Here is a 25,032-nt window from a genome sequence, read left to right on the forward strand (position 1 = left end):
GCGGACTCCCCCGGGATATTTCTGCCAAGAGGAAGGCAGGACCCCGGAGGAGGAAAAGCTCAGTCGAGCTTGGCTGCGATGGCGGCTTTGACGTCGCCGATCTCGCCCAGGCCATCCACGCGGGAGTGCTGCCCCTTTGCGTAGTAATAGCCGATCAGCGGCGAGGTCTGCTTGTAGTACTCCATCAGGCGCTTCTGCAGCGCCTGCGCGTTATCGTCGGCCCGGCGCTTGAACTCGGTGCCGCCACAGTTGGAGCATTTGCCATCGGCCGGGATCGGCTTGGTCAGGTCGTTGTAGACCTCACCGCAGGATCCGCAGGTCGAACGCGCGGTGATCCGCTCCACCAGCGCATCGTCGTTCACCCGAAGCTCGACCACGTGATCCAGCGTCTGGCCCTGCTCTTCGAGCAGCTCCGCCAGCGCATCCGCCTGTTTCAGCGTGCGCGGGAAGCCGTCGAAGATATAGCCGGCGGTGGGGTTCGCCTCGAGCTTTTCGCGGATCAGGCCGATGACGATCTCGTCGGTGACAAGCTCGCCACGCGCCATAACGTCGGCGACCTTGTTACCCATCTCGGTGCCGCTGTCCTTTGCCTCGCGCAGCATGTCGCCGGTCGAGAGCTGGATCATGCCGCGCTCTTCCACGAGGATCCGGGCCTGGGTGCCCTTGCCTGCGCCGGGCGGTCCAAGAAGAATGATATTCATCGCCGAGCGGGTCCTTTCCGTTTGCGTGCCTTACCTTTACCGCGCAGCTGCGATTTCTGGATAAGACCTTCGTATTGATGTGCGAGCAGGTGGCTTTGGACCTGCTGGATCGTGTCCATCGTCACCGAGACCACGATCAGCACCGAGGTGCCGCCGAAGTAGAACGGGATGGCGAACTGCGAGCGCAGGACCTCGGGCAGCAGACAGACCGCCGTCAGATAAGCAGCGCCCAGCACCAGCACCCGGTTGACCACATATTCGAGGTGCTCGGCGGTTTTCTTGCCCGGACGGATACCGGGAATGAAACCGTTCTGGTTCTTCAGGTTGTCGGCCACTTCATCGGGTTTGAACGACACGTTGAACGTGTAGAAATACGCGAAGAAGATGATCATCGCTGCGAAGAACAGCAGGTAGAGCGGCTGACCCGGGCCAAAGTAGGCAAGGATCGTCGACATGACCGGACCGGTGGAGCCAGCCTGGCTGAAGGTCGCGATCGTCGTCGGCAGCAGCAGCAGCGAGCTGGCGAAGATCGCCGGGATCACGCCCGCCGGGTTCACCTTGATCGGCAGGTGCGACTGCTGCGCTTCGGTCATCCGCATGCCGACCTGACGGCGCGGGTATTGGATGGTGATCTTGCGCAGGGCGCGTTCCATGAACACCACGAACATGATCACCGCGACGACCATGACGATCACGCCGATAATCAGCGCCGGCGAGATGGCCCCCGAGCGGCCCGAGGCGAAGAACTGTGCCAGCGCCGCCGGAATCTCGGCGATGATGCCCACGAAGATGATGAGAGAGATGCCGTTGCCGATGCCGCGGGCGGTGATCTGTTCGCCCAGCCACATCAGGAACATGGTGCCGCCCACAAGGGTGATCACCACGGCGGCACGGAAGTACCAGCCCGGATCATGGGCGAGATCGCCCGCCTCGAGGCTCACCGCAAGCCCGTAGGCTTGGAACAGCGCCAGAGCGACCGTGCCGTAGCGGGTGTACTGGTTGATCTTCTTGCGGCCCTGCTCGCCTTCTTTCTTCAGCTGCTCAAGCGCCGGCACCATGGCCGTCAGCAGCTGAACGATGATCGAGGCAGAGATATAGGGCATGATGCCGAGGGCGAAGATGCCCATACGTCCCAGCGCGCCACCGGTGAACATGGAGACCATGCCGCCGATGCCTTGACCGGCCTGCTCCATGAACTGGCGCAGCGCGGCGCCATCGATGCCCGGAACGGGGATATATGTGCCGAGTCGGTAGACGATCAGCAGCCCCAACGTAAAGAAGATGCGGTTGCGAAGGTCCGTCGCCTTGCCAAGCGCCGCCCAGCTGGTGTTGGCGGCCATTTGTTCCACAGCGGATGCCATGAGGGTCCTCTCTCAGACGAAACGCCGCCGGGGCGCTTTCCGGCTCCGGCGGCGTTCGTGGAAAACGTGGGGCCTTATGTAAGCGGCACGGCGGCCGCTCACAACCCGCTTATTCGGCCGCGGCTGCGGTCTTGAGCGCGCCACCTGCCTTCTCGACCGCCTCGACAGCGGCTTTCGAAGCACCGGTCACGTCGATGGTCAGAGCGGAGGTCACTTCGCCCTTCGCCAGAACGCGGATGCCGTCGAGCTTGCGGCGCACGAGGCCGGAGGTCACCAGCGTGTCTTCGTTGATCGAAGCGGCGTCGAGTTTGCCGGCTTCAACGAATTTCTGGATCAGGCCGAGGTTGACCACGGCGTAGGACTTCCGGTTCGGCTTGTTGAAGCCACGCTTGGGAAGACGCTGGTAGAGCGGCATCTGGCCGCCTTCGTAGCCGTTGATGGCCACACCCGAACGCGATTTCTGGCCTTTGATACCACGGCCACCCATCTTGCCTTTGCCCGAACCCGGGCCACGGCCGATGCGCTTCTTCGTACGGGTTGCGCCTTCGTTGTCGCGAAGTTCATGAAGTTTCATTGTCGCTTCTCCTTGCCGGATGTGCCCCCCAGCGACGGATGGAGCAAACGCGGCATGCATGTTTTCGGAATCGGTGACGCGGATTCGTAGAACCCGGCCACCGGGGGCGTATAGCGCCCGATACGGCGCGGTGCAAGGGCAGTGACCTGCCGCCCGGACCGCAGCGTTGAAGTGTGGCACCGGAACTGTTGCGAATTGGTTACCGCGAGCAGCCTTCGAAGGCTGCTGCCCCGCGCCCGGCGCACAAAAGAAAACGCCCCGGCATGAGGTCCGGGGCGTTTCCGAGATTGGCAAAGAGAGACGGCTTAGCCGCGCTCTTCGATGATCTCGACCAGGTGCGGGATCTTGCGAACCATGCCGCGCACGGCGGGGGTGTCCTCAAGCTCGCGGGTCTTGTTCATCTTGTTCAGGCCCAGGCCGATCAGCGTCTGGCGCTGCACGGCGGGGCGACGGATCGGCGAGCCGATCTGCTTCACAACGATGGTCTTAGCCATGGGTCTCAGGCCTCCTCAGCCACTTGCGACGATTCCGCGGGGGCCTCGTCACGCTTGGGGAGGATGTCGGCGACCTTTTTGCCACGACGCTGTGCGACGCTGCGGGGCGAGTTCACCTTCTCCAGCGCGTTCAGGGTGGCGCGGATCATGTTGTAGGGGTTCTGCGAACCGATCGACTTGGCGACCACGTCGTGCACGCCGAGCATCTCGAACACGGCACGCATCGGACCACCGGCGATGATCCCGGTACCGGTCGGTGCGGTGCGCATCACCACACGGCCAGCGCCGTGACGGCCTTCGATGTCGTGGTGCAGCGTGCGGCCTTCGCGCAGCGGCACGCGAATCATTTTGCGCTTCGCTTGCTCGGTCGCCTTACGGATGGCCTCGGGGACCTCCTTGGCCTTACCTTTGCCGAAGCCCACGCGGCCCTTCTGGTCGCCGACGACGACGAGCGCGGCAAAGCCGAAACGCTTACCGCCTTTGACGGTCTTCGACACACGGTTGATCGCGACAAGGCGATCGGCGAATTCCGGAGCTTCGTCGCGCTCGCGACGGTTCCGGCGGTTCTCACGTTCTGCCATCTGGCATCCTTTTCTCAGGTTGGCGCGTGGCGGTTAAGGCCGGAGCCCGTGCCGCATCGGCACCGTTTGGTCCAATCCAGGTGATCGACGCGCCAAGCGGGCCGTGATCCCGGATCATCGAGGCGTTGCCGCCTGCAAAAGCGCAAGGCGGGACGAGCCCGCCTTGCGTGTTTCGATCCTGCGGCGGGCTGACCCGCCGCCAAGATCAGATTTTCAGGCCTGCTTCGCGGGCTGCGTCGGCCAGAGCCTTGACGCGACCGTGATACAGGAAACCACCGCGGTCGAAGTAAGCTTCTTCGATGCCGGCTTTCTTGGCGCGTTCGGCGATTGCCGCACCCACCTTCTGAGCCGCGTCGATGTTCGCGCCGTTGCCGGTCACGCCCAGGTCCTTCTCCATCGAGGAGGCGGAGGCCAGGGTCACGCCGCGAACGTCGTCGATCAGCTGAACGCTGATGTTCTTGTTCGAGCGGTGCACCGAGAGGCGCACGCGGCCGGCGTTGGACTTGCGAAGCTTGTTCCGGACGCGCAGGCGGCGCTTGAGGAACAGTTCCCGTTTGCTGAGTGCCATTTTCTGCGTCCTTACTTCTTCTTGCCTTCCTTGGCGAAGATGTATTCGCCTTTGTAGCGAATACCCTTGCCTTTGTAGGGCTCGGGGCGGCGCCAGTCGCGGATGTTCGCCGCAACCTGACCAACCTGCTGTGCATCATGACCTTCGATGATGATCTCGGTCGGCTTCGGCGTGGTCACCGTGATGCCTTGCGGGATGTCGAAGTTCACATCGTGGCTGTAGCCGAGGTTCAGCTTCAGGATCGAGCCCTGGACCGCGGCGCGGTAACCCACACCCTGGATCTCAAGCTCTTTCTTGAAGGTGTTCTGAACACCGTGGACCATGTTCGCAACAACGGTACGGGACATGCCCCACTGCTGACGGGCGCGCTTGGAGTTGCCGCGCGGCGTCACGGTGATGACATTGTCTTCGACCGCGATGGTCACATCGTCGGTAGCGTTGAAGGTCTGGGTCCCTTTCGGGCCCTTCACTTCGACGGTCTGACCGGTGACGGATGCAGAGACACCCGACGGCAGCTCGACCGGTTTTTTCCCAATACGAGACATGAGTCCCTCCTTAGAATACCGTGCAGAGCACCTCGCCGCCGACATTGGCAGCGCGGGCGTTTGCGTCCGACATCACGCCTTTGGGCGTGCTGACAATCGAGACACCCAGGCCCTGACGGACCTGCGGGATGTCGCTCACGCCCATGTACACACGGCGGCCCGGCTTCGACACCCGCTTCAGTTCGCGGATGACGGGGGTGCCGTCGAAGTACTTCAGGCTGATCTCGAGCGTCGGGTGACCGTTGACGTCGGTGCCCTTCTCGTAGCCGCGGATGAAACCTTCGTCCGCCAGCACGTCGAGAACCCAAGCGCGCAGTTTGGAAGCCGGGGTCGAAACGACCGACTTGCCGCGCATCTGGGAGTTACGGATACGGGTGAGCATATCGCCGATAGGATCGTTCATCTCATACCCTCCTTACCAGCTCGATTTCACGAGACCGGGTGCCAGGCCGTTCGAGCCGAGTTCGCGCAGGGCGATACGGCTGACCTTGAGCTTCCGGTAATACGCGTGCGGACGACCGGTCAGCTGGCAACGGTTGTGCAGACGGGTCGGCGAGGAGTTGCGCGGCAGTTTCGCCAGGTCAAGGCGAGCCTTGAAACGCTCTTCCATCGGCTTGGTTTCGTCGTTCGCGATCTCTTTCAGAGCGGCACGCTTGGCGGCATACTGTTCCACCAGCTTCTGACGCTTCTTTTCGCGTTCGATCATGGATTTCTTAGCCATGTGTCTCGCTCCTCAGGCGTTGAAGGGCATGTTGAAATGCTTCAACAGCGCCTTGGCTTCCGCGTCGGTTGCGGCGGTGGTCGTGATGATCACGTCGATACCCCAAACCTCATCGACCTTGTCGAATTCGATTTCCGGGAACACGATGTGCTCCTTGATGCCCATGGCGAAGTTGCCACGGCCGTCGAAGGACGGCTTCACACCACGGAAGTCGCGGATACGCGGCATCGCGATGTTGATCAGACGATCGAGGAAGTCGTACATCCGGTCACCACGAAGCGTGACCTTGGCACCGAGCGGCATGTCTTCACGGACGCGGAAGCCGGCGATCGACTTCTTTGCCTTGGTGGTGACGGCCAGCTGACCAGCGATCTTGGTCAGGTCTTCCTGAGCCGATTTCGCCTTTTTGGAGTCGCGCACGGCTTCTGCACCGCAACCGATGTTCAGAACGATCTTGTCCACCGAGGGGATCTGCATGTCGTTCTTGTAGCCAAACTCTTCTTTCAGAGCGGCTTTGATCGTGTCGCGGAACTGCGTCTTGAGACGCGGCGTGTAGGTCGCGGTATCAAGCATCGATCACGTCTCCCGTGGTCTTGGCGAAGCGGACCTTCTTGTCACCTTCCATGCGGAAGCCGACGCGGGTTGCTTTGCCGTTGGCATCGACGATCGCCAGGTTCGACAGGTCGATCGGCATCGCCTTCGGCGTGCGGCCGCCCTGCTCGGTCTGCGACTGGCGCTGGTGACGGATGGCCATGTTCACGCCACCGACAACTGCCTTGCCACCTTTGGGATCGACGGACTCGATGGTGCCGGTCTTGCCTTTGTCCTTGCCGGACAGGACGACGACCTTGTCACCTTTACGGAGTTTAGCAGCCATTACAGCACCTCCGGAGCGAGCGAGATGATCTTCATGAAGTTCTTCGCGCGCAGTTCGCGAACCACCGGCCCGAAAATACGGGTGCCGACAGGCTCGCCCGAGTTGTTCAGGATGACGGCCGCGTTGCGGTCGAAGCGGATCGACGTGCCATCTTCACGACGAACTTCCTTGGCGGTGCGCACGACGACGGCCTTACGGACGTCACCTTTTTTCACGCGGCCGCGCGGAATGGCCTCTTTCACCGAGACGACGATGATGTCGCCGACCGATGCGTAGCGGCGATGCGAGCCGCCGAGGACCTTGATGCACTGAACTTTCCGGGCACCGGAATTGTCAGCAACATCCAGATTGGTCTGCATCTGGATCATTTGGTTTCTCCCGACCTTTGGGGGTTGTTCTTGGTCTACCCCCCAGGGTTTCGATGATGCTGAGCACCATCGCAGGAAAAGCGCATGCCCCGGTCGTTAGACCGAGGCTAGACGCTTATTCTGCGATGACTTCCCAGCGCTTCGTCTTCGACTTGGGCGCGCATTCGATGATGCGGACCGTATCGCCAACGGCGAACTTGCCGGCCTCGTCATGGGCACGGTATTTCTTCGACTTACGAATGGTCTTTTGCATGACCGGGTGCTTGAAGCGACGCTCGACCGAAACGGTGACGGTCTGTGCGTTTGCCGTGGAGGTCACGGTGCCTTGCAGGATACGCTTGGGCATTACTTAGCCTCCCTTACTCGGTTGCGGCCGCGCCAGCGGCTTTTTGGTTCAGCACGGTGTTGACGCGGGCAACGTCGCGGCGCACCTGACGGATGCGGGCGGTGTTCTCGAGTGCGCCGGTCGCTTTCTGGAAGCGCAGGTTGAACGCTTCCTTTTTCAGCGCGACGAGCTCGTCCCGGAGCTGGTCCGGGGTCTTGTTCGCAAGTTCTTTGGCGTCCATAAGGTCGCTCCTTCGTTTCAACATCACCGGAGAGCCCCGTCGTTATGCGGGTCACCCTGATTCCCGGTGGAGGTGGATGAGCGCGCGATATAGGCCAGAATCCGGACCGTGACAACCCTGTAAAACAAGGGCCCGCGCGCATGGCTGGGTTGCCCTAGCCGGGGTCTCAGAAAGCGACCCCAGCAGTGGTGGGGCCAGGCCCCCGGATCACTCCCACTTGTAGTTGAAGCTGACCGAGATGCGCTCGTCCTCGGACATGTTCATCGGCACCTCGTGGCGTAGCCAGCTTTCCCAGAGCAGTACGTCGCCCACCGCAGGGGCCTCATAGATGAAGCTCTTGAGCTCTTCTCGGCAGCCCTTGCGGCGCGTCGGAGCGGCCATCATCATCGGCAGCCGCGGGTCTTCCAGCTTCAGCGCGCTGGCGCCATCGGGCATCGACACATAGGTGGTGCCGGAGATCACCGAATGGGGGTGGATGTGCGAGCTGTGGGTGCCGCCCTCGGGCAGGATGTTGATCCACAGGTCTTCGAGCACCAGCGCCTTGTCGCCAAGGTCGAACTCGAGGTCCTCGGCAAAGGCCGCCACATGCTGATCCAGCGCTTTCACCAGATCGCCAAAGATCGGAAATCGCCACGGCAGGTCGGTCAGCGACGCATAGGAGGTGTATCCCGGATAAGCGTTGTTCTCGCACCACTCCTGCCCGGCCTCGTCATCCTCGGCGATGGAATAGCACGAGCCCTCGAGCTCATCGGCGTCGATCGCCGGATCGAACTCCGACAGCCGGGCGCGGTAGAGACGGGTCGCAAAGAGGGAACGGATCTGGGCCATGGCGCGGTCCTCTGTCCTGATGCGCAGCACAGGCCCCCCTGCCCCGCGCGGGATTGAAATGGAAAGCCCCCGCCGATTGCTCGGCGGGGGCCTTTTTCATGCGGTTATCCCGAAGGGATTACCAGTCCTCGCGAACCACGACGCGCGACTTGATCGGCAGTTTCATGGCCGCCAGACGCAGCGCCTCACGGGCGACGTCCTCGGGCACACCGTCGATCTCGAACATCACGCGGCCGGGCTTCACTTTGCAGGCCCAGAAATCCACGGAACCTTTACCCTTACCCATCCGGACTTCGGTGGGTTTGGAGGTCACGGGAGTGTCCGGGAAGATACGGATCCAGACCCGGCCCTGACGTTTCATGTGACGCGTCATCGCGCGGCGAGCCGCTTCGATTTGGCGAGCAGTCACACGCTCGGGCTGAAGAGCCTTCAGGCCGTAGTGGCCGAAGTTCAGGTCGGAACCGCCCTTGGCCTCACCCTTGATGCGGCCTTTGAACATCTTCCGGAATTTAGTGCGTTTCGGTTGAAGCATTTCTCAAACCTCCTCAGCGACGGCCGCCCATGGCGCCGCGCGGAGCCGGACCGTCTTGCAGTTCCTGCGACTTGCGGTCGCGGGCTGCGGGGTCATGCTCCATGATCTCGCCTTTGAAGATCCAGACCTTGATCCCGATGATACCATAGGGGGTCGTGGCTTCTACGTGCGAGTAATCGATGTCGGCGCGCAGGGTGTGCAGGGGCACACGGCCTTCGCGATACCACTCAGTACGTGCGATCTCGGCACCGCCCAGACGACCAGCGACGTTCACCCGGATACCCAGGGCGCCCATACGCATTGCGTTCTGCACGGCACGCTTCATCGCGCGACGGAACGACACACGACGCTCGAGCTGCTGCGCGATGCTCTCACCCACGAGGCGGGCGTCGAGCTCGGGCTTGCGCACTTCAACGATGTTGAGGTGCAGCTCGCTGTCGGTCATCTTCGCCAGCTTCTTGCGCAGGACTTCGATGTCTGCGCCTTTCTTGCCGATGATGACGCCGGGGCGTGCGGTGTGGATCGTGACGCGGCACTTCTTGTGCGGACGCTCGATGATGATGCGGGCAACACCGGCCTGCTTGCACTCTTCGTGGAGGAATTCGCGGATCGCGATGTCTTCCAGAAGCAGATCACCATAGTCCTTGGTGTCGGCGTACCAGCGGCTGTCCCAGGTGCGGTTGACCTGGAGGCGCATGCCGATCGGATTGGTCTTGTTACCCATTAGGCTTGCTCCTCGACCTGACGCACCTTGATGGTGAGTTCCGAGAACGGCTTGTTGATGCGACCAAAGCGGCCACGTGCACGCGGACGACCGCGCTTCATCACAAGGTTCTTGCCCACATAGGCCTCGGCGACGACGAGCTCGTCAACGTCCAGACCGTGGTTGTTCTCGGCGTTCGCGATAGCGGACTGAAGGCATTTCTTCACGTCCACGGCGATCCGCTTTTTCGAGAAAGTCAGGTCCGTGAGAGCACGGTCGACCTTCTTGCCGCGGATCAGCGCGGCCACCAGGTTCAGCTTCTGGGGCGAAGTGCGCAGCATGCGCAGCTTTGCCATCGCCTCGTTGTCCGCCACGCGGCGGGGATTCTTATCCTTGCCCATGGCTTACTTCCTCTTGGCTTTTTTGTCAGCCGCGTGACCGTAATAGGTCCGAGTTGGCGAGTACTCACCGAACTTCTGACCGATCATGTCTTCGGAGACGTTCACGGGAACATGCTTCTGGCCGTTGTAGACGCCAAACGTCAGACCCACGAACTGGGGCAGGATCGTCGAGCGGCGCGACCAGATTTTGATGACTTCGTTCTTGCCAAATTCGCGGACTTTCTCGGCCTTTTTCAGGACGTAGGCGTCGACGAACGGGCCTTTCCAAACAGAGCGCGTCATGGATTACCGCCCCTTCTTCTTGGCGTGGCGCGAGCGGATGATCAGCTTTTGCGACGCCTTGTTGGTGTTGCGGGTACGCTTGCCCTTGGTCGGCTTGCCCCACGGGGTCACCGGGTGACGACCACCCGAGGTACGACCCTCACCACCACCGTGCGGGTGGTCGATCGGGTTCATCACGACGCCGCGGACGCTCGGACGCTTGCCATAGTGGCGGTTACGACCGGCTTTACCAAGGTTCTGGTTCGAGTTGTCGGGGTTCGACACGGCACCGATGGTGGCCATGCATTCCTGACGAACCATGCGCAGTTCACCCGACGAGAGGCGGATCTGTGCGTAGCCACCGTCACGGCCGACGAACTGGGCGTAGGTGCCCGCGGCGCGTGCGATCTGACCGCCCTTGCCGGGCTTCAGTTCGATGTTGTGGACAATGGTACCGATCGGCATGCCCGAGAAGGGCATTGCGTTGCCGGGCTTGATGTCGGCCTTGGCCGACGCCACGACGCGGTCGCCGATGGCGAGGCGCTGCGGGGCCAGGATGTAGGCCTGCTCGCCGTCGTCATACTGAACCAGTGCGATGAACGCGGTCCGGTTGGGGTCATATTCGATGCGGGCCACGGTGGCCGACACGTCGAACTTGTTCCGCTTGAAATCGACGATGCGATAGAGACGCTTTGCGCCACCGCCGCGGCGGCGTGCAGTGATCCGTCCGGTGTTGTTCCGGCCGCCCGACTTCGTCAGACCCTCGGTGAGGGCTTTGACGGGACGTCCTTTATACAGCTCCGAACGGTCGATCAGCACCAGCCCGCGCTGGCCCGGCGTCGTCGGCTTGTACGACTTAAGTGCCATGCTTTCTGTCTTCCGTTGTAATGCGACAGCACCCGCGTATCGGGTGTGCCGGAGTTTAGCCCCCCGAAGGTGGCCGATTTAGAGGGCCCCGAAGGTCCCAGGCGATCTGTTCTTTCGAACAAAAGCGAAGCCCCGGACGAATCCGGGGCTCAGCGGATGGCCTGCTCTAGTCAAAGAGTTGATCAAGGTCAAGCGCAACCGCCGCCGCAAAGGGCCTCGAGGCCCTTATTTGCCGGGGTTTGGGGCGATTTCCGCCCTCCCCCGCCCGGCCGAGGAATGCAGCCGGGAATTGGAAAAGCCCCCGCCGAAGCGAGGGCTTTCCCGAACTTGCCGAAGGCAACGATCAGAGACCGGTGGTCACGTCGATCGTGTTGCCCTCTTCGAGGGTCACATAGGCCTTCTTGACGTCGTTCCGCTTGCCGATCTGGCCGCGGAAACGCTTGACCTTACCCTTGGTGATCGTGGTGTTCACCGATTTCACCTTCACGCCGAAGAGCGCCTCGACGGCCTCTTTGACTTGCGGTTTGGTCGAGTCGATCGCCACTTCGAAAACCACGGTGCCGTTCTCGCCGACCATGGTGGATTTCTCGGTGATGATCGGCTTGCGGATCACGTCGTAGTGTTGTGCCTTAGCGGTCATTTCAGTCGAGCCTCCAGAGCTTCGACACCCGCTTTGGTGAGCACGAGAGTGTCACGCTTGAGGATGTCATAAACGTTGGCGCCGACGGAGGGCAGCACGTCCAGACCGTCGATGTTTGCGGCGGCGCGGGCGAAGCCCTCGTTCACCGAAGCACCGTCGATCACCAGAGCGCGCTTCCAGCCCAGGCTCTTGACCTGTGCCGCCAGCGTCTTGGTTTTGCCATCGGTCTCCGCGGTGTCGATCACCACGAGCGAGCCGGTCTTGGCTTTTGCCGACAGAGCCAGCTTCAGGCCGAGTGCGCGCACCTTCTTGGGAAGGTCATGCGCGTGGCTGCGCGGGGTCGGACCCTTGTAGATACCACCCTTGCGGAAGATCGGCGCCTTGCGGGAGCCGTGGCGTGCGCCGCCGGTGCCCTTCTGGCGATAGATCTTCTTGGTCGAGTAGCTGACTTCCGAGCGGGTCTTGACCTTGTGCGTACCGGCTTGCGCCTTGTTACGCTGCCAGCGAACCACACGGTGCAGAATGTCGGCGCGCGGCTCGAGATCAAAGATCGCGTCCGTCAGCTCGACTTCGCCCGCGGCACCGCCGTCGAGTTTGATCACGTCGAGTTTCATTCGTCGCCTTCCTTCTTCTCAGCTTCGGCTTCAGCCGGAGCAGCAGCGGGTTTCAGGGCAGCCGGCAGAGCAGCGTTCTCGGGGAACGGCTTCTTCACGGCGTCCTTGACAGTGACCCAGCCACCTTTCGAGCCCGGCACCGCGCCCTTGATCATGATGATGCCGCGGTCGGCATCGGTCTTCACGACCTGCAGGTTCTGCGTGGTGACGCGGACGGCACCCATGTGGCCGGCCATCTTCTTGCCTTTGAAGACTTTGCCCGGGTCCTGACACTGACCGGTCGAACCGTGCGAACGGTGCGAGATCGACACGCCGTGCGATGCGCGAAGACCACCGAAGTTGTGGCGCTTCATTGCACCGGCAAAGCCTTTACCGATGGTCGTGCCGGCAACGTCGACATACTGACCTTCGAAGTAGTGCTCTGCCGAGATCTCTTCGCCAACGGCGATGAGGTTCTCTGCATCGACGCGGAATTCCGCGATCTTCCGCTTCGGTTCCACCTTGGCCGCGGCGAAGTGACCACGCATGGCCTTCGACACGTTCTTGGCCTTTGCAGCACCGGCGCCGAGCTGAACGGCGCTGTAGCCGTCCTTGTCAGCGGTCCGCTGTGCGACGACCTGGCAACCTTCGAGTTGGAGGACGGTCACAGGGATCTGCTTGCCGTCTTCCATGAACAGCCGGGTCATGCCGACTTTCTTTGCGATAACTCCAGAGCGCAACATGATCTGCCCCCTTACACCTTGATCTCGACATCCACGCCGGCCGCGAGGTCGAGCTTCATCAGCGCGTCCACGGTCTGCGGGGTCGGATCTACGATGTCGAGAAGACGCTTGTGCGTACGAATCTCGAACTGATCGCGGGATTTCTTGTTCACGTGCGGGCCACGCAGAACAGTGAATTTCTCAATCTTGTTCGGCAGCGGGATCGGGCCGCGAACGGTAGCGCCGGTGCGCTTGGCGGTGTTCACGATTTCCTGCGTCGATGCATCGAGGACGCGGTAATCAAACGCCTTGAGCCGGATACGGATGTTCTGGTTCATCGAACAGTCCTATTTTGGCGTTAAGGTTGAGAGGAGGATGGACGCGCATCGCCGCACCCTCATCGAACCTAAAAGGCGGGGAATCACCCCGCCCTTCACGACCCTTGGGCCGTTGCGCGCATATACGGCTGAGAGCCTTGCTTGGCAAGCCCCAGCGCGCAGGCGCCGCATGGGTATTTCCGCAAGTCAGCCGTGCCGGGGCCTCAGGCACCCACATCGACGAACCGCGGTTATGGAAAAAGGGCCGCCCGGAGGCGGCCCTTTCCCGATCTGCTGCCCGGCGTAGGTGCCGGGCGCGCATGCATCACTCGAGGATTTTCGAGACGACGCCCGAACCCACGGTCCGGCCACCTTCACGGATGGCGAAACGCAGGCCGTCTTCCATCGCGATCGGTGCGATCAGCTCGACGGTGAACTTCAGGTTGTCGCCCGGCATGACCATCTCGGTGCCCTCGGGGAGGGTCACGGTGCCGGTCACGTCGGTGGTGCGGAAGTAGAACTGCGGACGGTAGTTCGCGAAGAACGGCGTGTGACGGCCACCTTCTTCCTTGGTCAGGATGTAGACCTCACACTCGAACTTGGTGTGCGGCTTCACCGAACCCGGCTTACACAGAACCTGACCACGCTCAACGCCTTCACGGTCGATGCCGCGCAGCAGGGCGCCGATGTTGTCGCCTGCTTCACCGCGGTCGAGCAGCTTGCGGAACATTTCCACACCGGTACAGGTGGTTTTCTTGGTGTCGCGGATGCCGACGATTTCCAGTTCGTCGCCGACGTTCACAACGCCACGCTCCACACGGCCGGTCACAACGGTGCCGCGGCCCGAGATCGAGAACACGTCTTCGATCGGCATCAGGAACGGCTGGTCAACGGCACGCTCCGGCTGCGGGATGTACTCGTCCACAGCAGCCATCAGTTCCTTGATCTTCTCTTCGCCGATTTCCGGATCGCGGCCTTCCATTGCGGCCAGAGCCGAGCCTGCGATGATCGGAATGTCGTCGCCCGGGAAGTCGTACTCGGACAGCAGCTCGCGGACTTCCATTTCCACCAGCTCGAGCAGTTCCGGATCGTCCACCTGGTCGACCTTGTTCAGGAACACGACCATGGCGGGGATACCCACCTGGCGGCCCAGAAGGATGTGCTCGCGGGTCTGCGGCATCGGGCCGTCAGCTGCGTTCACAACCAGGATCGCGCCGTCCATCTGCGCCGCGCCGGTGATCATGTTCTTCACGTAGTCGGCGTGACCAGGGCAGTCCACGTGTGCGTAGTGGCGTGCTTCGGTCTCGTATTCCACGTGCGCGGTCGAGATCGTGATGCCGCGTGCTTTTTCTTCCGGCGCGCCGTCGATCTGGTCGTACGCACGGAAGTCACCGAAGTATTTGGTGATCGCTGCGGTCAGCGTGGTTTTGCCGTGGTCAACGTGACCGATCGTGCCGATGTTGCAGTGCGGTTTGCCGCGCTCAAACTTTTCCTTTGCCATCTTTACAGACGTCTCACCTCTAGGGGGTCGACTGCGACCCGGTTTCGCATCGCGGGCCGTTTATTGAGTCGAGAGCAGAAAATCAAGCGTCTGTTGACAAATGGCGGCTTCGAAGCGCGGTTATTCGGTCACGGTTTCGCGCTCTCGGCCAGCCTTGGCCGATGTCGCGGCGGCAATTTCGGTCTCCTGCCCCGCGTCCGGCCCCTCCTGCGCAGCGGTTTCAGCCTCCATGTTGGCCGCCGCAAGACGCGCTTCCGCCGCATCCTGCGCCGCCTCGCCGCCGAACCAGCCCTGCGCGCGCAACTCGCGGCGCATCCACATCTCGATCTGCAGCGCCGCATTGGCCGAGAGGTTGCGCATCTGCTCGGCCTTCGACTGGGTCAGCCCCGAGCCCGCCAGCGTTTCGGGGGTGATCGCTTCCATGACGGTGATCTGCTCGGGCGTGTCGTTGAGCTTTTTCTGCGCCGCATCATCCCAGATTGTCACCTTCAGGATCAGCGCCGACTTGGGGCTGAACACCAGCGGCACGCCGGGCTGGGCCAGCACATAGCCTTCGACGCTGGTGCCGATGTGATAGTATTTCTCGCCGCCCTGCCGGTCGAAGCGCTCCTCGATGGCGTGATCCACCGCGGCTGTCCATTCCTCGGCGCTGGCCTCGCGCGACAGCGGTCCCTTGACGATGTTGGGCGCCACCACCTCGGAAAAGCCGAGCTTGAAATTGCCCAGCGGTTCCGCCGGTTTCTCGAGATTGCGCTGACCGTTGGCGCAGGCGGTGAGCCCGAGAAACATGGCAAGGGCGGCGGCAAGGCGGAACATGGTCGAACTTTCGGCAAACACTGGGGCCCGAGGGATAGCCCGGCGGCGGCGGCGCTGGCAATCTCCCGGCTTTGCCGTGGCCCGCAGCGCACCTATCTTCTGCTAAGAGGTGTGACATGATCGAAACGTCGTCCGAACCCCAAAGCCCCGCCGCCCCCGCGCCGCTGCCGGTGCGCGCGCCGCTGGTGACCGAACCCTTGGGCATTCTGGCCAGCCTGCGGGCGGCGCGGCGCAATCTGCTGGCGATCATCCCCGATCTCGCGACCCGCACGCCAATGGTGTCGGGCCGCACCGGCGCGCGCTGGCATATGCTGATGGAGCCGGGCGCGATCCGCGAAGTGCTGCTCGAACGGCTCGACGACTACCCCAAGTCGATTGTCACCAAGAACCTTCTTCGCCCGGCGATCGGCGAGTCGATGTTCGTCGCCGAAGGCGCGCAATGGCGCTGGCAGCGGCGCGCCGCCGCCCCCGCCTTTTCGGCCCGCAATATGAGCAACCTCGGCCCGATCATGGCCGGTGCCGCGGACCGGGCGGCGCAGCGGATCGCCGCACAGCAGGGGCGCGCCGTCGACCTCTACGAAGAGATGGTCACCACGACCTTCGACGTGATCTCGGAAGTCACCTTTTCCGGCGGCGAGGCCTTTGCCCGCGACGCGGTGCATCGGGCGATCGACGGCTATATCGCCGATGCCGGGCGGATCTCGCTGTTCGACGTGCTGGGCCTGCCCGATTGGGTGCCCCGCCCGGGGCGCATGCGCTCGGCGGGCGGGCTGACCGAGATGAAGCGCGTGGCGGATGCCGCCATTGACGACCGCGCCGCCCGCGGCCCGCGCGAGGTGCCGGACCTTCTTGACCTGCTGCTGGCCGGCGAGGACCCGGAAACCACACGCCGCATGAACACCGCCGAGCTGCGCGACAACCTGCTGACCTTCATCGTCGCCGGGCATGAAACCACGGCGATCACCCTGTCTTGGGCGCTCTACCTGCTGGCGTTCGATCCCGAGGCGCAGCAGCGCGCGCGGGACGAGGTCATGGCGGGGGTCAGCGGCGATACCGCCAGCGCCGCCGAGGTCGCCGAGCTGCCCTATCTGCGCCGGGTGATCGACGAGACGCTGCGGCTCTATCCGCCAGCCGGGATCGTCTCGCGCACGGCGCAGGTGCCGGACGAGCTCTGCGGGCGCGAGATCAAGCCCGGCGATACGGTGATGATCCCGATCTACGCGCTGCACCGCAGTCATCGCCTGTGGGAAGACCCGGACGCTTTCCGCCCCGACCGCTTTCTCGAAAAGCCGCCGCGCTACGCCTATCTGCCCTTCGGCGACGGGCCGCGGATCTGCATCGGCGCGGCTTTTGCGCTGCAGGAGGCGCTGATCGTGCTCGCGACGCTGCTGAAGCGCTTTCGCTTCAGCGCCATCGAAGGCCGCGCGCCGGAGCCGGTGATGATCCTTACCCTGCGCCCCGAGGGCGGCGTGTGGCTGGAGGCCGAACCGCTCTGACGCCGCACCTCTGGCACGCTTCGGATATGCGTATTTGGAAAGAGAAGAAGCCCTAGGATCTCCGGTCCTTCTTCTCTTCGGAAAAATACGCCGGGGGTGAGGCGCGCAGCGACGAGGGGGCAGCGCCCCCTCTCTTCCTCAGTCGCGGTTGGCGCCGGGCACCCAGAGCACATCCGCCGCGCCGCCATCATTGGCCATACGCGCGGCGCAGAAGAACCAGTCGCTGAGCCGGTTGAGATAGGTTACCGCCGGGCGGTTCACGTCCTCGAGCGTGGCCAGTTCCACCGCGCGGCGCTCGGCGCGGCGGGCGACGGTGCGGCACTGGTGCAGGAAGGCGGAGGCCGCCGTGCCACCGGGCAGCACGAAGCTGCGCAACGGTTCGAGCTGGGCGGTCATCGCGTCCATCTCGGTCTCGAGCCGGTCGACCTGCGCCTGCGTCAGGCGCAGCACCGGGTAGCCGGCCTCGGCGTCCTTGGCCATATCGGGGCGGGCAAGGTCGGAGCCGAGATCGAAAAGATCGTTCTGGATGAGCGCCAGTTTCGCATCCAGCGCCGGATCCGCGTGCAGCCGCGCCAGCCCGACCACCGAGTTCAGCTCGTCCACCGTGCCATAGGCCTCGACCCGCGGCGCAAATTTCGGCACCCGCGAGCCATCGACCAGCGCCGTGTCGCCCTTATCGCCGGTGCGGGTGTAAATCTTGTTGAGCACGACCATTCAGCTTCTCCGGATCAGCACAAAGACAAGGATGAGCACCACCGCCGCAAATTGCGCGATGATGCGCCAGCGCATCGCCTTGTTGGCGTATTTCTTGTTGAAGGCGCCTCCCTTCGCGAAAGAGCCGATGCCGAAGAGCAGAATGCCCACGACCGCCATCATCACGACGGCAACGACCAGAAACAGCGGGTCATCGCGCATGGATTTGCCTCCCTATCCTCTTGCTCCCCACATAGCCGGTTCGCGGCCAAAAGCGAAGGCGCCCGGCTGCGACCTTAGCGCGCTCCACCCGGCCTCCTGCGGTTAGCGGGCGCGTTCGATGATCCAGTCGAGCAGGCGCGACGGCAGCAGGCGGCGCAGCGTGCCCATGATGTGGGTCGGCGTGGTGACATAGTAGCGCGGCGCGGGATGATCGCTCTCCAAGGCGCGGATCAGCTTTTCGGTGACCGCCGAGGCGGGCAGCTCGAATGTGTCCTCTTGCGGGGCCGCATAGAGCCGCTTGCGCAGCGAGCCTTCGTATTGCGCGCGGCGCGGGCTGTCCTGCCAGTTCACCCATTGCTCGAAATGGGGGACGGAATTGGCGCGGATCTTCGAGGTGATCGGGCCGGGCTCGACGAGGATCACCTTGATCGGCGTGTCCGACATCTCGATGCGCAACACGTCGGTCAGCCCTTCGAGCGCGTGTTTGGTCGACACATAGGCCCCGCGCCATGGCATCGGCACCAGCCCCAGAACCGACGAGCAGTTGATGATCCGCCCGTGCCCCTGCGCGCGCATCACCGGGATCACCATGCGGGTCAGCGTGTGCCATCCGAAGAGGTTGACCTCAAAGATCTCGCGCAGCGCGCCGGTGGGCAGATCTTCGAGCGCCCCCGGCACCGCGTAGGCGCCATTGTTGTAGAGCGCGTCGAGCGTCCCGCCGGTGGTCGCCAGTACCTCTGCCAACGCCGCCTCCATCGAGGCCTCATCGGCATAGTCGAGCCGCGGGCTCTCGAAGCCTTCGATCCGCAGCCGGGCGCAATCCTCTTCGCTGCGGCAACTGGCAAACACCCGCCAGCCACGGGCGCGCAGGCCGCGGGCCGCCGCAGCGCCGATGCCCGATGAGCAGCCGGTGATAAGAATAGATTTTCGGGATTCTGTCGCAGCCTGTTCGGTGCTCAATGCCATACGCCGGTCTCCTGTTCGCAGAGACCGGGATAGGCGAGGCTGGCGGGGCCTGCAATCGCTGGTGGCTCAGTCCGCCGCCTCAGTCCGCCGCCTCAATTTACAGCCTCAGTTCACCGCGGCGGCAAGATAGGCGTCATACATCCAGCCAGCGGTGCCGCCATCTTGCGCCTGCAGCTTCACCCAGCCGTCGCCGGGATCGCTGAGCACCTCGACGCGGTCGCCTTCGCCGAGCTGACCGACGACGCTGTAGCTGGTGCCCGGACCATAGCGCAGGTTCACCCGGCTGCCGGTGACCTTGCGCAGATCTGCGGGCGTCTCAGGCTCGGCGCTTTCGGGCTCGAAGCTGGCCGCGATGGGTTTGTCGGGCACTGCCGCCAGCGCAAGGTCCATGCTCTTGGCTGTCGCCGCCGCCTCGGTGACCTTCGCCTCGGTCACCGTCGCCTGCGATTCGGCGGGCCCCACATCGGTGAGTGAGGCGGTGCTGGCGCGCGTAACCTCAGGCACGGCGGCGGCGTCTGCTGAAGCTGCGGGCAGACTTTCGGCCTCGGCTGCGCGGACCATCACCGGCAGATCGACGCCATTGGTTCCGGCGGAGAAATCCGCGCCTCCGGACATCGCGTACCAAGCCCAGCCCAAAAGGCCAAAAGTAAGCACCATAAGGCGTTTCATGCTGAAATCTCCTGAACAGAAAAGGGCTGGCTGAAAAAGGCCGCGGGCGCACCGTTCCAATACTCGGCGTCGCGCCCATCATAGCCGATTTGCGCGCTCGCCTTAAGCGGGAATCTGGAAAAATCCGCTCTGAATGGAATTCGCGGTGCGGATCGCTTGCCCGCGCTTTTCTGCGCGGGTATCACAATATGCATGAACGATATCGTCGATGACCCCAACATGAACCCTCGTAACGTGGCAGAGACCCTGCGCCGGGCAATCGGCGAGCGGTACCTGACCTATGCTCTGTCGACGATCATGAACCGGGCGCTGCCAGACGCCCGTGACGGGCTCAAGCCCGTGCATCGTCGTATCCTTTATGCAATGCGCCGGCTGCGACTTAGTTCCAGCGGCGGCTTCCTGAAGTCGGCAAAAATCTCCGGCGACACGATGGGGGATTTCCACCCGCATGGCGACGCGGCGATCTATGACGCCATGGCGCGCCTCGCGCAGGACTTCACCATCCGCTACCCGCTGGTCGACGGTCAGGGCAACTTTGGCAACATCGACGGCGATAACCCGGCGGCCTCGCGCTATACCGAGGCGCGGATGACCATCATGGCCGAGGCGCTGCTGCAGGGTCTCGACGAGGACGCGGTGGACTACCGCCCGAACTACGATGGCCGCCTCGAAGAGCCCGTGGTGCTGCCCGCCTCCTATCCCAACCTGCTGGCCAACGGCTCGTCGGGCATCGCGGTGGGCATGGCGACCAACATTCCGCCGCACAACATCGGCGAGCTGATCGACGCCAGCCTGCACCTCATCAAGTCGCCGAACGCGCTGGACGAGACGCTGCTGCAATATGTGCCCGGCCCCGATTTCCCCACCGGCGGGGTGATCGTCGAGTCGCGCGAGAACATCGCGCAGGCCTATGCCACCGGGCGCGGCTCGATCCGTCTGCGCGCCAAATGGGAGGTCGAGGACCTTGGCCGCGGACAGTGGCAGGTCGTGGTCACCGAGATCCCCTATCAGGTGCAGAAGTCGAAGCTGGTCGAGCGGCTGGCAGAACTGATCCAGACCAAGAAGGTGCCGATCCTCGCCGATATCCGGGACGAGAGCGCCGAAGACATCCGCATGGTGCTGGAGCCCAAGAGCAAGAACATCGACCCCGATTTGCTGATGAACCTGCTGTTCAAGAACAGCGATCTGGAGATCCGCTTCTCGCTCAACATGAACGTGCTGATCGACGGCGTGACGCCAAAGGTCTGCTCGCTGAAAGAGGTGCTGCGCGCCTTCCTCGATTTCCGGCGCGACGTGCTGTGCCGCCGCTCGCGGCACCGGATGGAAAAGATCGACCACCGTCTTGAGGTGCTGGAAGGGCTGATAATCGCCTTTCTCAACCTCGACCGCGTCATCGACATCATCCGCTATGACGAGGACCCCAAGGCCGCGCTGATGCGCGAGGACTGGGGCCGCAAGATCGCCCGCGCCACCTCCGAGGCCGATTACGTCTCCCCTGCCCCGGTGTCGGGCGAAGACGAGTTCGGCCTGACCGAGGTGCAGACCGAAGCCATCCTCAACATGCGCCTGCGCAGCTTGCGCAAGCTCGAAGAGATGGAACTGGTCGCCGAGCGTGACAAGCTGATGGAAGAGCGCGCCGGTCTCGAAGACCTTCTGGCCAGCGAAGACCTGCAGTGGAAGCGTATCTCGGGCGAATTGCGCGAGGTGAAGAAGGCCTTCACCAAGGATCTCGAGCGGGGCGCGCGCCTCACCGCCTTCGCCGAAGCGGGCGAGGTCGAGGAAGTGCCGCTGGAAGCGATGATCGAGCGCGAGCCGATCACCGTGGTCTGCTCGCAGATGGGCTGGATCCGCGCGATGAAGGGCCACATCGACCTGAACTCGGAACTGAAGTTCAAGGACGGCGACGGCCCGCGCTTCATCTTCCACGCCGAGACGACGGACCGCCTGCTGGTCTTCGGCTCGAACGGGCGCTTCTACACGATCTCTGCCGCCAACCTGCCCGGCGGGCGCGGCATGGGCGAGCCGCTGCGGCTGATGGTCGACCTGCCCAACGAGGCGCAGATCATCGACATCTTCGCGCATGTGCCGGGCCGCAAGCTGCTGCTGGCCTCCTCTGCCGGGGATGGCTTTGTGGTGCCCGAGGCGGATGTTCTGGCGCAGACCCGCGCGGGCAAGCAGGCCCTCAACGTCCGCGAGCCCGCCTTCGCCAAGATCTGCAAGCCAGTGACGGGCGACGCGGTGGCGGTGGTCGGCGAGAACCGCAAGGTGCTGGTCTTCATGCTCGACGAACTGCCCGAGATGGGCCGGGGCAAGGGCGTGCGTCTGCAGAAGTACAAGGATGGCGGCCTGTCGGACCTGACCACCTTCACGCTGGCCGACGGCCTCACATGGAAGGACCCGGCCGGGCGCACCCGCACCCAATCCGACCTTTCCGAGTGGATCGCCAAGCGCGCCACCGCGGGACGTATGGCGCCGCGCGGCTTCCCGCGGGACAACACGTTCACCTGATCTGCCTCGGCAGGCAGAGCTGAACTCTCGAACAAGGGGCCGCCTTCGGGTGGCCCTTTTGCTGTTCGACTCCGCTGAAAGCGACCTACCGCCCCCTCTGAACCGAGGTCTGCGAATCAAGTTTCGGCCCGCCCTAAGCCCTGATCAGGCGCCACCTCAGCCCATCGCCTATTTTTTATGCAAACCACCAACGCGCGCGAAACGCGTTTCCGACCGTTCGAATTTCCGCCGCGACATCGCGCTGCTTCGCGCCCACACAAGCGCGCTAACGCAGCGGCGTTTTGGCACGCTTGGCCAAATTGGCACTGTTTCCCTCGCGTTCACTTCGCTATCACCCCACGGGAGAACCAGAAGTGCCGTGCTTGCCGCGGCGAAACAAAGGGAGTGATCCGCTCATGAAGGTGCTTGTGCCCGTGAAGCGCGTGATCGACTACAACGTGAAAGTCCGCGTGAAAGCGGACGGCACGGGAGTCGATCTTGCCAACGTCAAGATGTCGATGAACCCGTTCGACGAGATCGCCGTCGAAGAGGCCATCCGCCTCAAGGAAGCTGGCAAGGCCGAGGAAGTGATCGTCGTCTCGATCGGCGTCAAGCAGAGCCAGGAAACCCTGCGCACCGCGCTGGCCATGGGCGCTGACCGCGCCATCCTCGTGACCGCCGCCGATGACGTGCACACCGACATCGAGCCGCTCGCCGTCGCCAAGATCCTCGCCAAAGTGGTCGAGGAAGAGGCCCCCGGCCTCGTCATCATGGGCAAGCAGGCGATCGACAACGACATGAACGCCACCGGCCAGATGCTCGCGGGCCTTCTGGGCTGGGCGCAGGCGACCTACGCCAACAAGCTCGACGTCGAGGGCGATGCCGCCACCGTGGCACGCGAAGTCGACGGCGGCCTGCAGACCATCAAGGTCGCGCTGCCGGCGATCATCACCGCCGACCTGCGCCTCAACGAGCCGCGCTACGCGTCGCTGCCGAACATCATGAAGGCGAAGAAAAAGCCGCTCGACGAGAAGACCGCCGCCGACTTCGGCGTCGACGTCGCGCCGCGCCTCGAGATCGTCAAGACCTCGGAGCCCGAAGAGCGCGCTGCCGGCATCAAGGTGGGCTCGGTCGACGAGCTCGTGGCGAAACTGAAAGACGCGGGGGCACTCTGATGGCTGTTCTTCTTCTTGCAGAGATCAACGACGGCGCGCTGGCGCTGGACGCAACCGCCAAGGCGGTGAACGCCGCGGCGAAACTGGGCGACGTGACGGTTCTGGCCGCCGGCGCTTCGGCTGCAGCCGCCGCCGAGGAAGCCGCCAAGATCGACGGCGTCGCCAAGGTGCTGGTCGCCGAGGATGCGCTGTACGGCCACCGCCTCGCCGAGCCGGTCGCGGCGCTGATCGTCTCGCTCGCCGGTGAGTATTCGCACATCGTCGCCCCGGCCACGACCGACGCGAAGAACATCCTGCCGCGCGTTGCCGCGCTGCTCGACGCGATGATCCTGACCGATGTGACCGCCGTGGTCGACGCCGACACCTTCGAGCGTCCGATCTACGCCGGTAACGCGATCCAGACCGTGAAGTCGAAGGACGCCAAGAAGGTCATCACCTTCCGCACCTCCACCTTCGACGCCGCTGCCTCCACCGGCTCGGCTTCGGTCGAGACCATCGGCGCGGGCGACAACCCGGCGCTGTCGGAGTGGGTCGAAGACAAGATGGCCGAGAGCGATCGTCCGGAACTCACCTCGGCGAAGATCGTCGTCTCGGGTGGCCGCGGCGTCGGCTCGGAAGAGGATTTCGCGCTGATCGAGAAGCTCGCCGACAAGCTCGGTGCCGCCGTGGGCGCGTCGCGCGCCGCCGTGGACTTTGGCTTTGCCCCGAACGACTGGCAGGTCGGCCAGACCGGCAAGGTCGTGGCACCCGACCTCTACGTCGCGGTCGGCATCTCGGGCGCGATCCAGCACCTTGCAGGCATGAAAGACTCCAAGGTGATCGTCGCGATCAACAAGGACGAAGAAGCGCCGATCTTCCAGGTTGCCGACTTCGGCCTCGTCGCCGACCTCTTCGAGGCCGTGCCGGAACTGACCGACAAGGTCTGAGCCGAACGCTGGTTTTGAGACCAAAAGCTTTGCGAAAGGCCCGCCCCAACGGCGGGCCTTTTTGCATCCACCTTAGACGCCATGAGCAGAGCCCGTGCACAGATGCACCCGCGCTGTGCGCGCGGGCGGATTGTGTCGTCACGGCGAGAGCGTAGGTATGGGGGCAAGGCACGGCCCACCTCCCCTCATGGGCTGACCCAATCCAAATTCATCCGGAAGGACACCCTCATGGCTCTCAAGCTGAAGATCATCCTCGGCTCCACCCGCCCCGGCCGCATTGTGCCCATCGTCGGCAAATGGGTCGAAGACCTCGCCAAGCAGCAGAACGGTTTCGACGTCGAAGTTGTCGACCTCAAGGAAATCGACCTGCCGCTGCTCGACGAAGCCGGCCACCCGCGTGCGCAGGCCTATGAGCACGAGCACACCAAGAAATGGGCCGCGAAGGTCGCGGACGCCGATGCCTTCATCTTCCTGACCCCGGAATACAACAGCTTCCCCTCGGCTGCGCTGGTCAACGCCATTCAGGCGCTCGCGGTGGAATGGGAGCGCAAGGTCGCAGCTGTCGTCAGCTACGGCGGCGTTTCGGGCGGCATGCGCGCCGCGCAGGAACTGCGCCAGCTGCTGGTCAACATGAACGTCATGGCGCTGCCGCAGTCGGTGCCGGTGCCCTTCGTGTTCAACTACATCGGCGAAGACGGCGTGCTGCGCCCCGACCAGCCCGTGGTTGACGGCATGGCCGGCATGTTCAGCGAGCTGGCCGCTTGGGGCGAAGCCCTCAAGCCCGCCCGCGCCAAGGCGGCCTGAGCCCTTTTCCCCATTCCCGGCTCAGACCCACAAACGCCCGGCCATTGGCCGGGCGTT

General features: G+C 63.6%; 36 protein-coding genes. 5 read left to right on the forward strand and 31 right to left on the reverse strand.

Annotated features, from left to right (window positions below):
• Positions 1-59: 59 nt before the first annotated feature.
• The 26 genes from ACXAD2_RS09565 to ACXAD2_RS09690 form a co-directional block, all read right to left on the reverse strand.
• Positions 60-701 carry an adenylate kinase gene (locus ACXAD2_RS09565; RefSeq protein ID WP_066104118.1) on the reverse strand — a complete coding sequence of 214 codons (642 nt, stop codon included), beginning with the start codon at positions 699-701 and terminating at the stop codon, positions 60-62.
• Positions 698-2,062 carry a preprotein translocase subunit SecY gene (gene secY / locus ACXAD2_RS09570; protein ID WP_475169342.1) on the reverse strand — a complete coding sequence of 455 codons (1,365 nt, stop codon included), beginning with the start codon at positions 2,060-2,062 and terminating at the stop codon, positions 698-700. The genes ACXAD2_RS09565 and secY overlap by 4 nt, the downstream gene beginning before the upstream one ends.
• A gap of 109 nt (positions 2,063-2,171) precedes the next feature.
• Positions 2,172-2,636, reverse strand: a complete 465-nt coding sequence (gene rplO / locus ACXAD2_RS09575; protein WP_066104110.1) for a 50S ribosomal protein L15 — start codon at positions 2,634-2,636, stop codon at positions 2,172-2,174.
• Between the two features lie 305 nt (positions 2,637-2,941).
• On the reverse strand, positions 2,942-3,130 hold the full coding sequence (gene rpmD, locus ACXAD2_RS09580) for a 50S ribosomal protein L30 (protein ID WP_066104107.1): 189 nt from the start codon (positions 3,128-3,130) through the stop codon (positions 2,942-2,944).
• 5 nt (positions 3,131-3,135) lie between these two features.
• Positions 3,136-3,711: a 30S ribosomal protein S5 gene (rpsE, locus tag ACXAD2_RS09585; protein ID WP_066104105.1), complete on the reverse strand. Its 576-nt coding sequence runs from the start codon at positions 3,709-3,711 to the stop codon at positions 3,136-3,138.
• A 205-nt stretch (positions 3,712-3,916) separates the two neighbouring features.
• The gene (gene rplR / locus ACXAD2_RS09590; RefSeq protein WP_066104102.1) at positions 3,917-4,279 is read right to left on the reverse strand and encodes a 50S ribosomal protein L18; all 363 of its coding nucleotides are present in this window, start codon (positions 4,277-4,279) and stop codon (positions 3,917-3,919) included.
• Between the two features lie 11 nt (positions 4,280-4,290).
• Positions 4,291-4,824, reverse strand: coding sequence for a 50S ribosomal protein L6 (rplF, locus tag ACXAD2_RS09595; protein WP_066104099.1), 534 nt, complete (start codon positions 4,822-4,824; stop codon positions 4,291-4,293).
• 10 nt (positions 4,825-4,834) lie between these two features.
• Complete coding sequence (gene rpsH, locus ACXAD2_RS09600) at positions 4,835-5,227, reverse strand: 30S ribosomal protein S8 (protein ID WP_066104096.1); 393 nt, start codon at positions 5,225-5,227, stop codon at positions 4,835-4,837.
• A 12-nt stretch (positions 5,228-5,239) separates the two neighbouring features.
• A complete protein-coding gene (gene rpsN / locus ACXAD2_RS09605; protein WP_066104093.1) occupies positions 5,240-5,545 on the reverse strand; it encodes a 30S ribosomal protein S14 in 306 nt (101 codons plus the stop codon).
• 12 nt (positions 5,546-5,557) lie between these two features.
• Positions 5,558-6,118, reverse strand: coding sequence for a 50S ribosomal protein L5 (gene rplE, locus ACXAD2_RS09610; protein WP_066104089.1), 561 nt, complete (start codon positions 6,116-6,118; stop codon positions 5,558-5,560).
• Positions 6,111-6,422, reverse strand: coding sequence for a 50S ribosomal protein L24 (gene rplX, locus ACXAD2_RS09615; RefSeq protein WP_066104086.1), 312 nt, complete (start codon positions 6,420-6,422; stop codon positions 6,111-6,113). Before rplX ends, rplE begins: the two co-directional genes overlap by 8 nt.
• Positions 6,422-6,790, reverse strand: coding sequence for a 50S ribosomal protein L14 (gene rplN / locus ACXAD2_RS09620; RefSeq protein WP_005854833.1), 369 nt, complete (start codon positions 6,788-6,790; stop codon positions 6,422-6,424). The genes rplX and rplN overlap by 1 nt, the downstream gene beginning before the upstream one ends.
• A gap of 115 nt (positions 6,791-6,905) precedes the next feature.
• Positions 6,906-7,136: a 30S ribosomal protein S17 gene (gene rpsQ, locus ACXAD2_RS09625; RefSeq protein ID WP_066104083.1), complete on the reverse strand. Its 231-nt coding sequence runs from the start codon at positions 7,134-7,136 to the stop codon at positions 6,906-6,908.
• A gap of 13 nt (positions 7,137-7,149) precedes the next feature.
• Complete coding sequence (gene rpmC, locus ACXAD2_RS09630; protein WP_066104080.1) at positions 7,150-7,356, reverse strand: 50S ribosomal protein L29; 207 nt, start codon at positions 7,354-7,356, stop codon at positions 7,150-7,152.
• Positions 7,357-7,563: 207 nt separating this feature from the next.
• Positions 7,564-8,184 (reverse strand): 2OG-Fe(II) oxygenase family protein, encoded by a 621-nt coding sequence (locus ACXAD2_RS09635; protein WP_066104077.1) that lies wholly within the window; start codon positions 8,182-8,184, stop codon positions 7,564-7,566.
• Between the two features lie 118 nt (positions 8,185-8,302).
• Positions 8,303-8,716 carry a 50S ribosomal protein L16 gene (gene rplP / locus ACXAD2_RS09640; RefSeq protein WP_066104074.1) on the reverse strand — a complete coding sequence of 138 codons (414 nt, stop codon included), beginning with the start codon at positions 8,714-8,716 and terminating at the stop codon, positions 8,303-8,305.
• A 13-nt stretch (positions 8,717-8,729) separates the two neighbouring features.
• Positions 8,730-9,440 carry a 30S ribosomal protein S3 gene (gene rpsC, locus ACXAD2_RS09645; RefSeq protein ID WP_066104071.1) on the reverse strand — a complete coding sequence of 237 codons (711 nt, stop codon included), beginning with the start codon at positions 9,438-9,440 and terminating at the stop codon, positions 8,730-8,732.
• Positions 9,440-9,820, reverse strand: a complete 381-nt coding sequence (gene rplV / locus ACXAD2_RS09650) for a 50S ribosomal protein L22 (RefSeq protein WP_066104068.1) — start codon at positions 9,818-9,820, stop codon at positions 9,440-9,442. Before rplV ends, rpsC begins: the two co-directional genes overlap by 1 nt.
• A gap of 3 nt (positions 9,821-9,823) precedes the next feature.
• On the reverse strand, positions 9,824-10,102 hold the full coding sequence (gene rpsS / locus ACXAD2_RS09655) for a 30S ribosomal protein S19 (protein WP_475169357.1): 279 nt from the start codon (positions 10,100-10,102) through the stop codon (positions 9,824-9,826).
• A gap of 3 nt (positions 10,103-10,105) precedes the next feature.
• The gene (rplB, locus tag ACXAD2_RS09660) at positions 10,106-10,948 is read right to left on the reverse strand and encodes a 50S ribosomal protein L2 (RefSeq protein ID WP_066104062.1); all 843 of its coding nucleotides are present in this window, start codon (positions 10,946-10,948) and stop codon (positions 10,106-10,108) included.
• Positions 10,949-11,291: 343 nt separating this feature from the next.
• Positions 11,292-11,588, reverse strand: coding sequence for a 50S ribosomal protein L23 (locus tag ACXAD2_RS09665; protein WP_066104059.1), 297 nt, complete (start codon positions 11,586-11,588; stop codon positions 11,292-11,294).
• On the reverse strand, positions 11,585-12,202 hold the full coding sequence (gene rplD / locus ACXAD2_RS09670; protein ID WP_066104056.1) for a 50S ribosomal protein L4: 618 nt from the start codon (positions 12,200-12,202) through the stop codon (positions 11,585-11,587). Before rplD ends, ACXAD2_RS09665 begins: the two co-directional genes overlap by 4 nt.
• A complete protein-coding gene (gene rplC, locus ACXAD2_RS09675) occupies positions 12,199-12,924 on the reverse strand; it encodes a 50S ribosomal protein L3 (protein WP_475169361.1) in 726 nt (241 codons plus the stop codon). The genes rplD and rplC overlap by 4 nt, the downstream gene beginning before the upstream one ends.
• 11 nt (positions 12,925-12,935) lie before the next feature.
• Positions 12,936-13,241 (reverse strand): 30S ribosomal protein S10, encoded by a 306-nt coding sequence (rpsJ, locus tag ACXAD2_RS09680; protein WP_066104052.1) that lies wholly within the window; start codon positions 13,239-13,241, stop codon positions 12,936-12,938.
• Between the two features lie 304 nt (positions 13,242-13,545).
• Positions 13,546-14,721: an elongation factor Tu gene (tuf, locus tag ACXAD2_RS09685; RefSeq protein ID WP_066102746.1), complete on the reverse strand. Its 1,176-nt coding sequence runs from the start codon at positions 14,719-14,721 to the stop codon at positions 13,546-13,548.
• Between the two features lie 120 nt (positions 14,722-14,841).
• Entirely contained in the window at positions 14,842-15,537 is a 696-nt protein-coding gene (locus ACXAD2_RS09690) for a hypothetical protein (RefSeq protein ID WP_475169368.1), read from the reverse strand.
• Positions 15,538-15,653: 116 nt separating this feature from the next.
• Between ACXAD2_RS09690 and ACXAD2_RS09695 the strand changes: the two genes are divergently transcribed.
• Positions 15,654-17,033: a cytochrome P450 gene (locus ACXAD2_RS09695; RefSeq protein WP_475169371.1), complete on the forward strand. Its 1,380-nt coding sequence runs from the start codon at positions 15,654-15,656 to the stop codon at positions 17,031-17,033.
• A gap of 138 nt (positions 17,034-17,171) precedes the next feature.
• Here ACXAD2_RS09695 and ACXAD2_RS09700 read toward each other — a convergent pair whose 3' ends face one another.
• The 5 genes from ACXAD2_RS09700 to ACXAD2_RS09720 form a co-directional block, all read right to left on the reverse strand.
• On the reverse strand, positions 17,172-17,747 hold the full coding sequence (locus ACXAD2_RS09700; protein ID WP_475169372.1) for a cob(I)yrinic acid a,c-diamide adenosyltransferase: 576 nt from the start codon (positions 17,745-17,747) through the stop codon (positions 17,172-17,174).
• Positions 17,748-17,948: a twin transmembrane helix small protein gene (locus ACXAD2_RS09705; RefSeq protein WP_066102764.1), complete on the reverse strand. Its 201-nt coding sequence runs from the start codon at positions 17,946-17,948 to the stop codon at positions 17,748-17,750.
• A gap of 102 nt (positions 17,949-18,050) precedes the next feature.
• Entirely contained in the window at positions 18,051-18,914 is an 864-nt protein-coding gene (locus ACXAD2_RS09710) for an SDR family NAD(P)-dependent oxidoreductase (protein ID WP_475169376.1), read from the reverse strand.
• Between the two features lie 105 nt (positions 18,915-19,019).
• Positions 19,020-19,583 (reverse strand): SH3 domain-containing protein, encoded by a 564-nt coding sequence (locus ACXAD2_RS09715; protein ID WP_475169379.1) that lies wholly within the window; start codon positions 19,581-19,583, stop codon positions 19,020-19,022.
• Positions 19,580-19,777 (reverse strand): hypothetical protein, encoded by a 198-nt coding sequence (locus ACXAD2_RS09720; protein WP_475169382.1) that lies wholly within the window; start codon positions 19,775-19,777, stop codon positions 19,580-19,582. The genes ACXAD2_RS09715 and ACXAD2_RS09720 overlap by 4 nt, the downstream gene beginning before the upstream one ends.
• Here ACXAD2_RS09720 and ACXAD2_RS09725 point away from each other — a divergent pair.
• From ACXAD2_RS09725 to ACXAD2_RS09740, 4 genes are all read left to right on the forward strand, one after another.
• On the forward strand, positions 19,776-22,091 hold the full coding sequence (locus ACXAD2_RS09725) for a DNA topoisomerase IV subunit A (protein WP_475169383.1): 2,316 nt from the start codon (positions 19,776-19,778) through the stop codon (positions 22,089-22,091). The genes ACXAD2_RS09720 and ACXAD2_RS09725 overlap by 2 nt on opposite strands.
• Before the next feature lie 395 nt (positions 22,092-22,486).
• The gene (locus tag ACXAD2_RS09730) at positions 22,487-23,245 is read left to right on the forward strand and encodes an electron transfer flavoprotein subunit beta/FixA family protein (RefSeq protein WP_224901577.1); all 759 of its coding nucleotides are present in this window, start codon (positions 22,487-22,489) and stop codon (positions 23,243-23,245) included.
• Positions 23,245-24,171: an electron transfer flavoprotein subunit alpha/FixB family protein gene (locus ACXAD2_RS09735; protein ID WP_475169385.1), complete on the forward strand. Its 927-nt coding sequence runs from the start codon at positions 23,245-23,247 to the stop codon at positions 24,169-24,171. Before ACXAD2_RS09730 ends, ACXAD2_RS09735 begins: the two co-directional genes overlap by 1 nt.
• Before the next feature lie 228 nt (positions 24,172-24,399).
• Positions 24,400-24,975, forward strand: coding sequence for an NADPH-dependent FMN reductase (locus ACXAD2_RS09740; protein WP_066102781.1), 576 nt, complete (start codon positions 24,400-24,402; stop codon positions 24,973-24,975).
• Positions 24,976-25,032: the final 57 nt, after the last annotated feature.

It is taken from the genome of Salipiger sp. ABN3_019 (assembly GCF_056158605.1).

Coding starts and splice junctions, on each gene's coding strand:
- ACXAD2_RS09690 (WP_475169368.1), bottom strand. CDS start 15,537: ATGTTCCGCCTTGCCGCCGCCCTTGCCATGTTTCTCGGGCTCACCGCC.
- ACXAD2_RS09725 (WP_475169383.1), top strand. CDS start 19,776: ATGAACGATATCGTCGATGACCCCAACATGAACCCTCGTAACGTGGCA.
- ACXAD2_RS09700 (WP_475169372.1), bottom strand. CDS start 17,747: ATGGTCGTGCTCAACAAGATTTACACCCGCACCGGCGATAAGGGCGAC.
- rpsS (WP_475169357.1), bottom strand. CDS start 10,102: ATGACGCGCTCTGTTTGGAAAGGCCCGTTCGTCGACGCCTACGTCCTG.
- rpmD (WP_066104107.1), bottom strand. CDS start 3,130: ATGGCTAAGACCATCGTTGTGAAGCAGATCGGCTCGCCGATCCGTCGC.
- ACXAD2_RS09730 (WP_224901577.1), top strand. CDS start 22,487: ATGAAGGTGCTTGTGCCCGTGAAGCGCGTGATCGACTACAACGTGAAA.
- rplD (WP_066104056.1), bottom strand. CDS start 12,202: ATGAAACTCGACGTGATCAAACTCGACGGCGGTGCCGCGGGCGAAGTC.
- rpmC (WP_066104080.1), bottom strand. CDS start 7,356: ATGGACGCCAAAGAACTTGCGAACAAGACCCCGGACCAGCTCCGGGAC.
- secY (WP_475169342.1), bottom strand. CDS start 2,062: ATGGCATCCGCTGTGGAACAAATGGCCGCCAACACCAGCTGGGCGGCG.
- rplB (WP_066104062.1), bottom strand. CDS start 10,948: ATGGCACTTAAGTCGTACAAGCCGACGACGCCGGGCCAGCGCGGGCTG.
- rpsN (WP_066104093.1), bottom strand. CDS start 5,545: ATGGCTAAGAAATCCATGATCGAACGCGAAAAGAAGCGTCAGAAGCTG.
- rplX (WP_066104086.1), bottom strand. CDS start 6,422: ATGGCTGCTAAACTCCGTAAAGGTGACAAGGTCGTCGTCCTGTCCGGC.
- rplE (WP_066104089.1), bottom strand. CDS start 6,118: ATGCTTGATACCGCGACCTACACGCCGCGTCTCAAGACGCAGTTCCGC.
- rplP (WP_066104074.1), bottom strand. CDS start 8,716: ATGCTTCAACCGAAACGCACTAAATTCCGGAAGATGTTCAAAGGCCGC.
- ACXAD2_RS09695 (WP_475169371.1), top strand. CDS start 15,654: ATGATCGAAACGTCGTCCGAACCCCAAAGCCCCGCCGCCCCCGCGCCG.
- rpsH (WP_066104096.1), bottom strand. CDS start 5,227: ATGAACGATCCTATCGGCGATATGCTCACCCGTATCCGTAACTCCCAG.
- rpsE (WP_066104105.1), bottom strand. CDS start 3,711: ATGGCAGAACGTGAGAACCGCCGGAACCGTCGCGAGCGCGACGAAGCT.
- ACXAD2_RS09720 (WP_475169382.1), bottom strand. CDS start 19,777: ATGCATATTGTGATACCCGCGCAGAAAAGCGCGGGCAAGCGATCCGCA.
- rplC (WP_475169361.1), bottom strand. CDS start 12,924: ATGTTGCGCTCTGGAGTTATCGCAAAGAAAGTCGGCATGACCCGGCTG.
- rplN (WP_005854833.1), bottom strand. CDS start 6,790: ATGATCCAGATGCAGACCAATCTGGATGTTGCTGACAATTCCGGTGCC.
- tuf (WP_066102746.1), bottom strand. CDS start 14,721: ATGGCAAAGGAAAAGTTTGAGCGCGGCAAACCGCACTGCAACATCGGC.
- ACXAD2_RS09740 (WP_066102781.1), top strand. CDS start 24,400: ATGGCTCTCAAGCTGAAGATCATCCTCGGCTCCACCCGCCCCGGCCGC.
- ACXAD2_RS09565 (WP_066104118.1), bottom strand. CDS start 701: ATGAATATCATTCTTCTTGGACCGCCCGGCGCAGGCAAGGGCACCCAG.
- rpsC (WP_066104071.1), bottom strand. CDS start 9,440: ATGGGTAACAAGACCAATCCGATCGGCATGCGCCTCCAGGTCAACCGC.
- ACXAD2_RS09735 (WP_475169385.1), top strand. CDS start 23,245: ATGGCTGTTCTTCTTCTTGCAGAGATCAACGACGGCGCGCTGGCGCTG.
- rplO (WP_066104110.1), bottom strand. CDS start 2,636: ATGAAACTTCATGAACTTCGCGACAACGAAGGCGCAACCCGTACGAAG.
- ACXAD2_RS09715 (WP_475169379.1), bottom strand. CDS start 19,583: ATGAAACGCCTTATGGTGCTTACTTTTGGCCTTTTGGGCTGGGCTTGG.
- rplR (WP_066104102.1), bottom strand. CDS start 4,279: ATGGCACTCAGCAAACGGGAACTGTTCCTCAAGCGCCGCCTGCGCGTC.
- ACXAD2_RS09635 (WP_066104077.1), bottom strand. CDS start 8,184: ATGGCCCAGATCCGTTCCCTCTTTGCGACCCGTCTCTACCGCGCCCGG.
- rplV (WP_066104068.1), bottom strand. CDS start 9,820: ATGGGCAAGGATAAGAATCCCCGCCGCGTGGCGGACAACGAGGCGATG.
- ACXAD2_RS09705 (WP_066102764.1), bottom strand. CDS start 17,948: ATGCGCGATGACCCGCTGTTTCTGGTCGTTGCCGTCGTGATGATGGCG.
- rplF (WP_066104099.1), bottom strand. CDS start 4,824: ATGTCTCGTATTGGGAAAAAACCGGTCGAGCTGCCGTCGGGTGTCTCT.
- rpsJ (WP_066104052.1), bottom strand. CDS start 13,241: ATGAACCAGAACATCCGTATCCGGCTCAAGGCGTTTGATTACCGCGTC.
- rpsQ (WP_066104083.1), bottom strand. CDS start 7,136: ATGCCCAAGCGTATCCTGCAAGGCACCGTGACCTCCACGGCAAACGCA.
- ACXAD2_RS09710 (WP_475169376.1), bottom strand. CDS start 18,914: ATGGCATTGAGCACCGAACAGGCTGCGACAGAATCCCGAAAATCTATT.
- ACXAD2_RS09665 (WP_066104059.1), bottom strand. CDS start 11,588: ATGACCGCTAAGGCACAACACTACGACGTGATCCGCAAGCCGATCATC.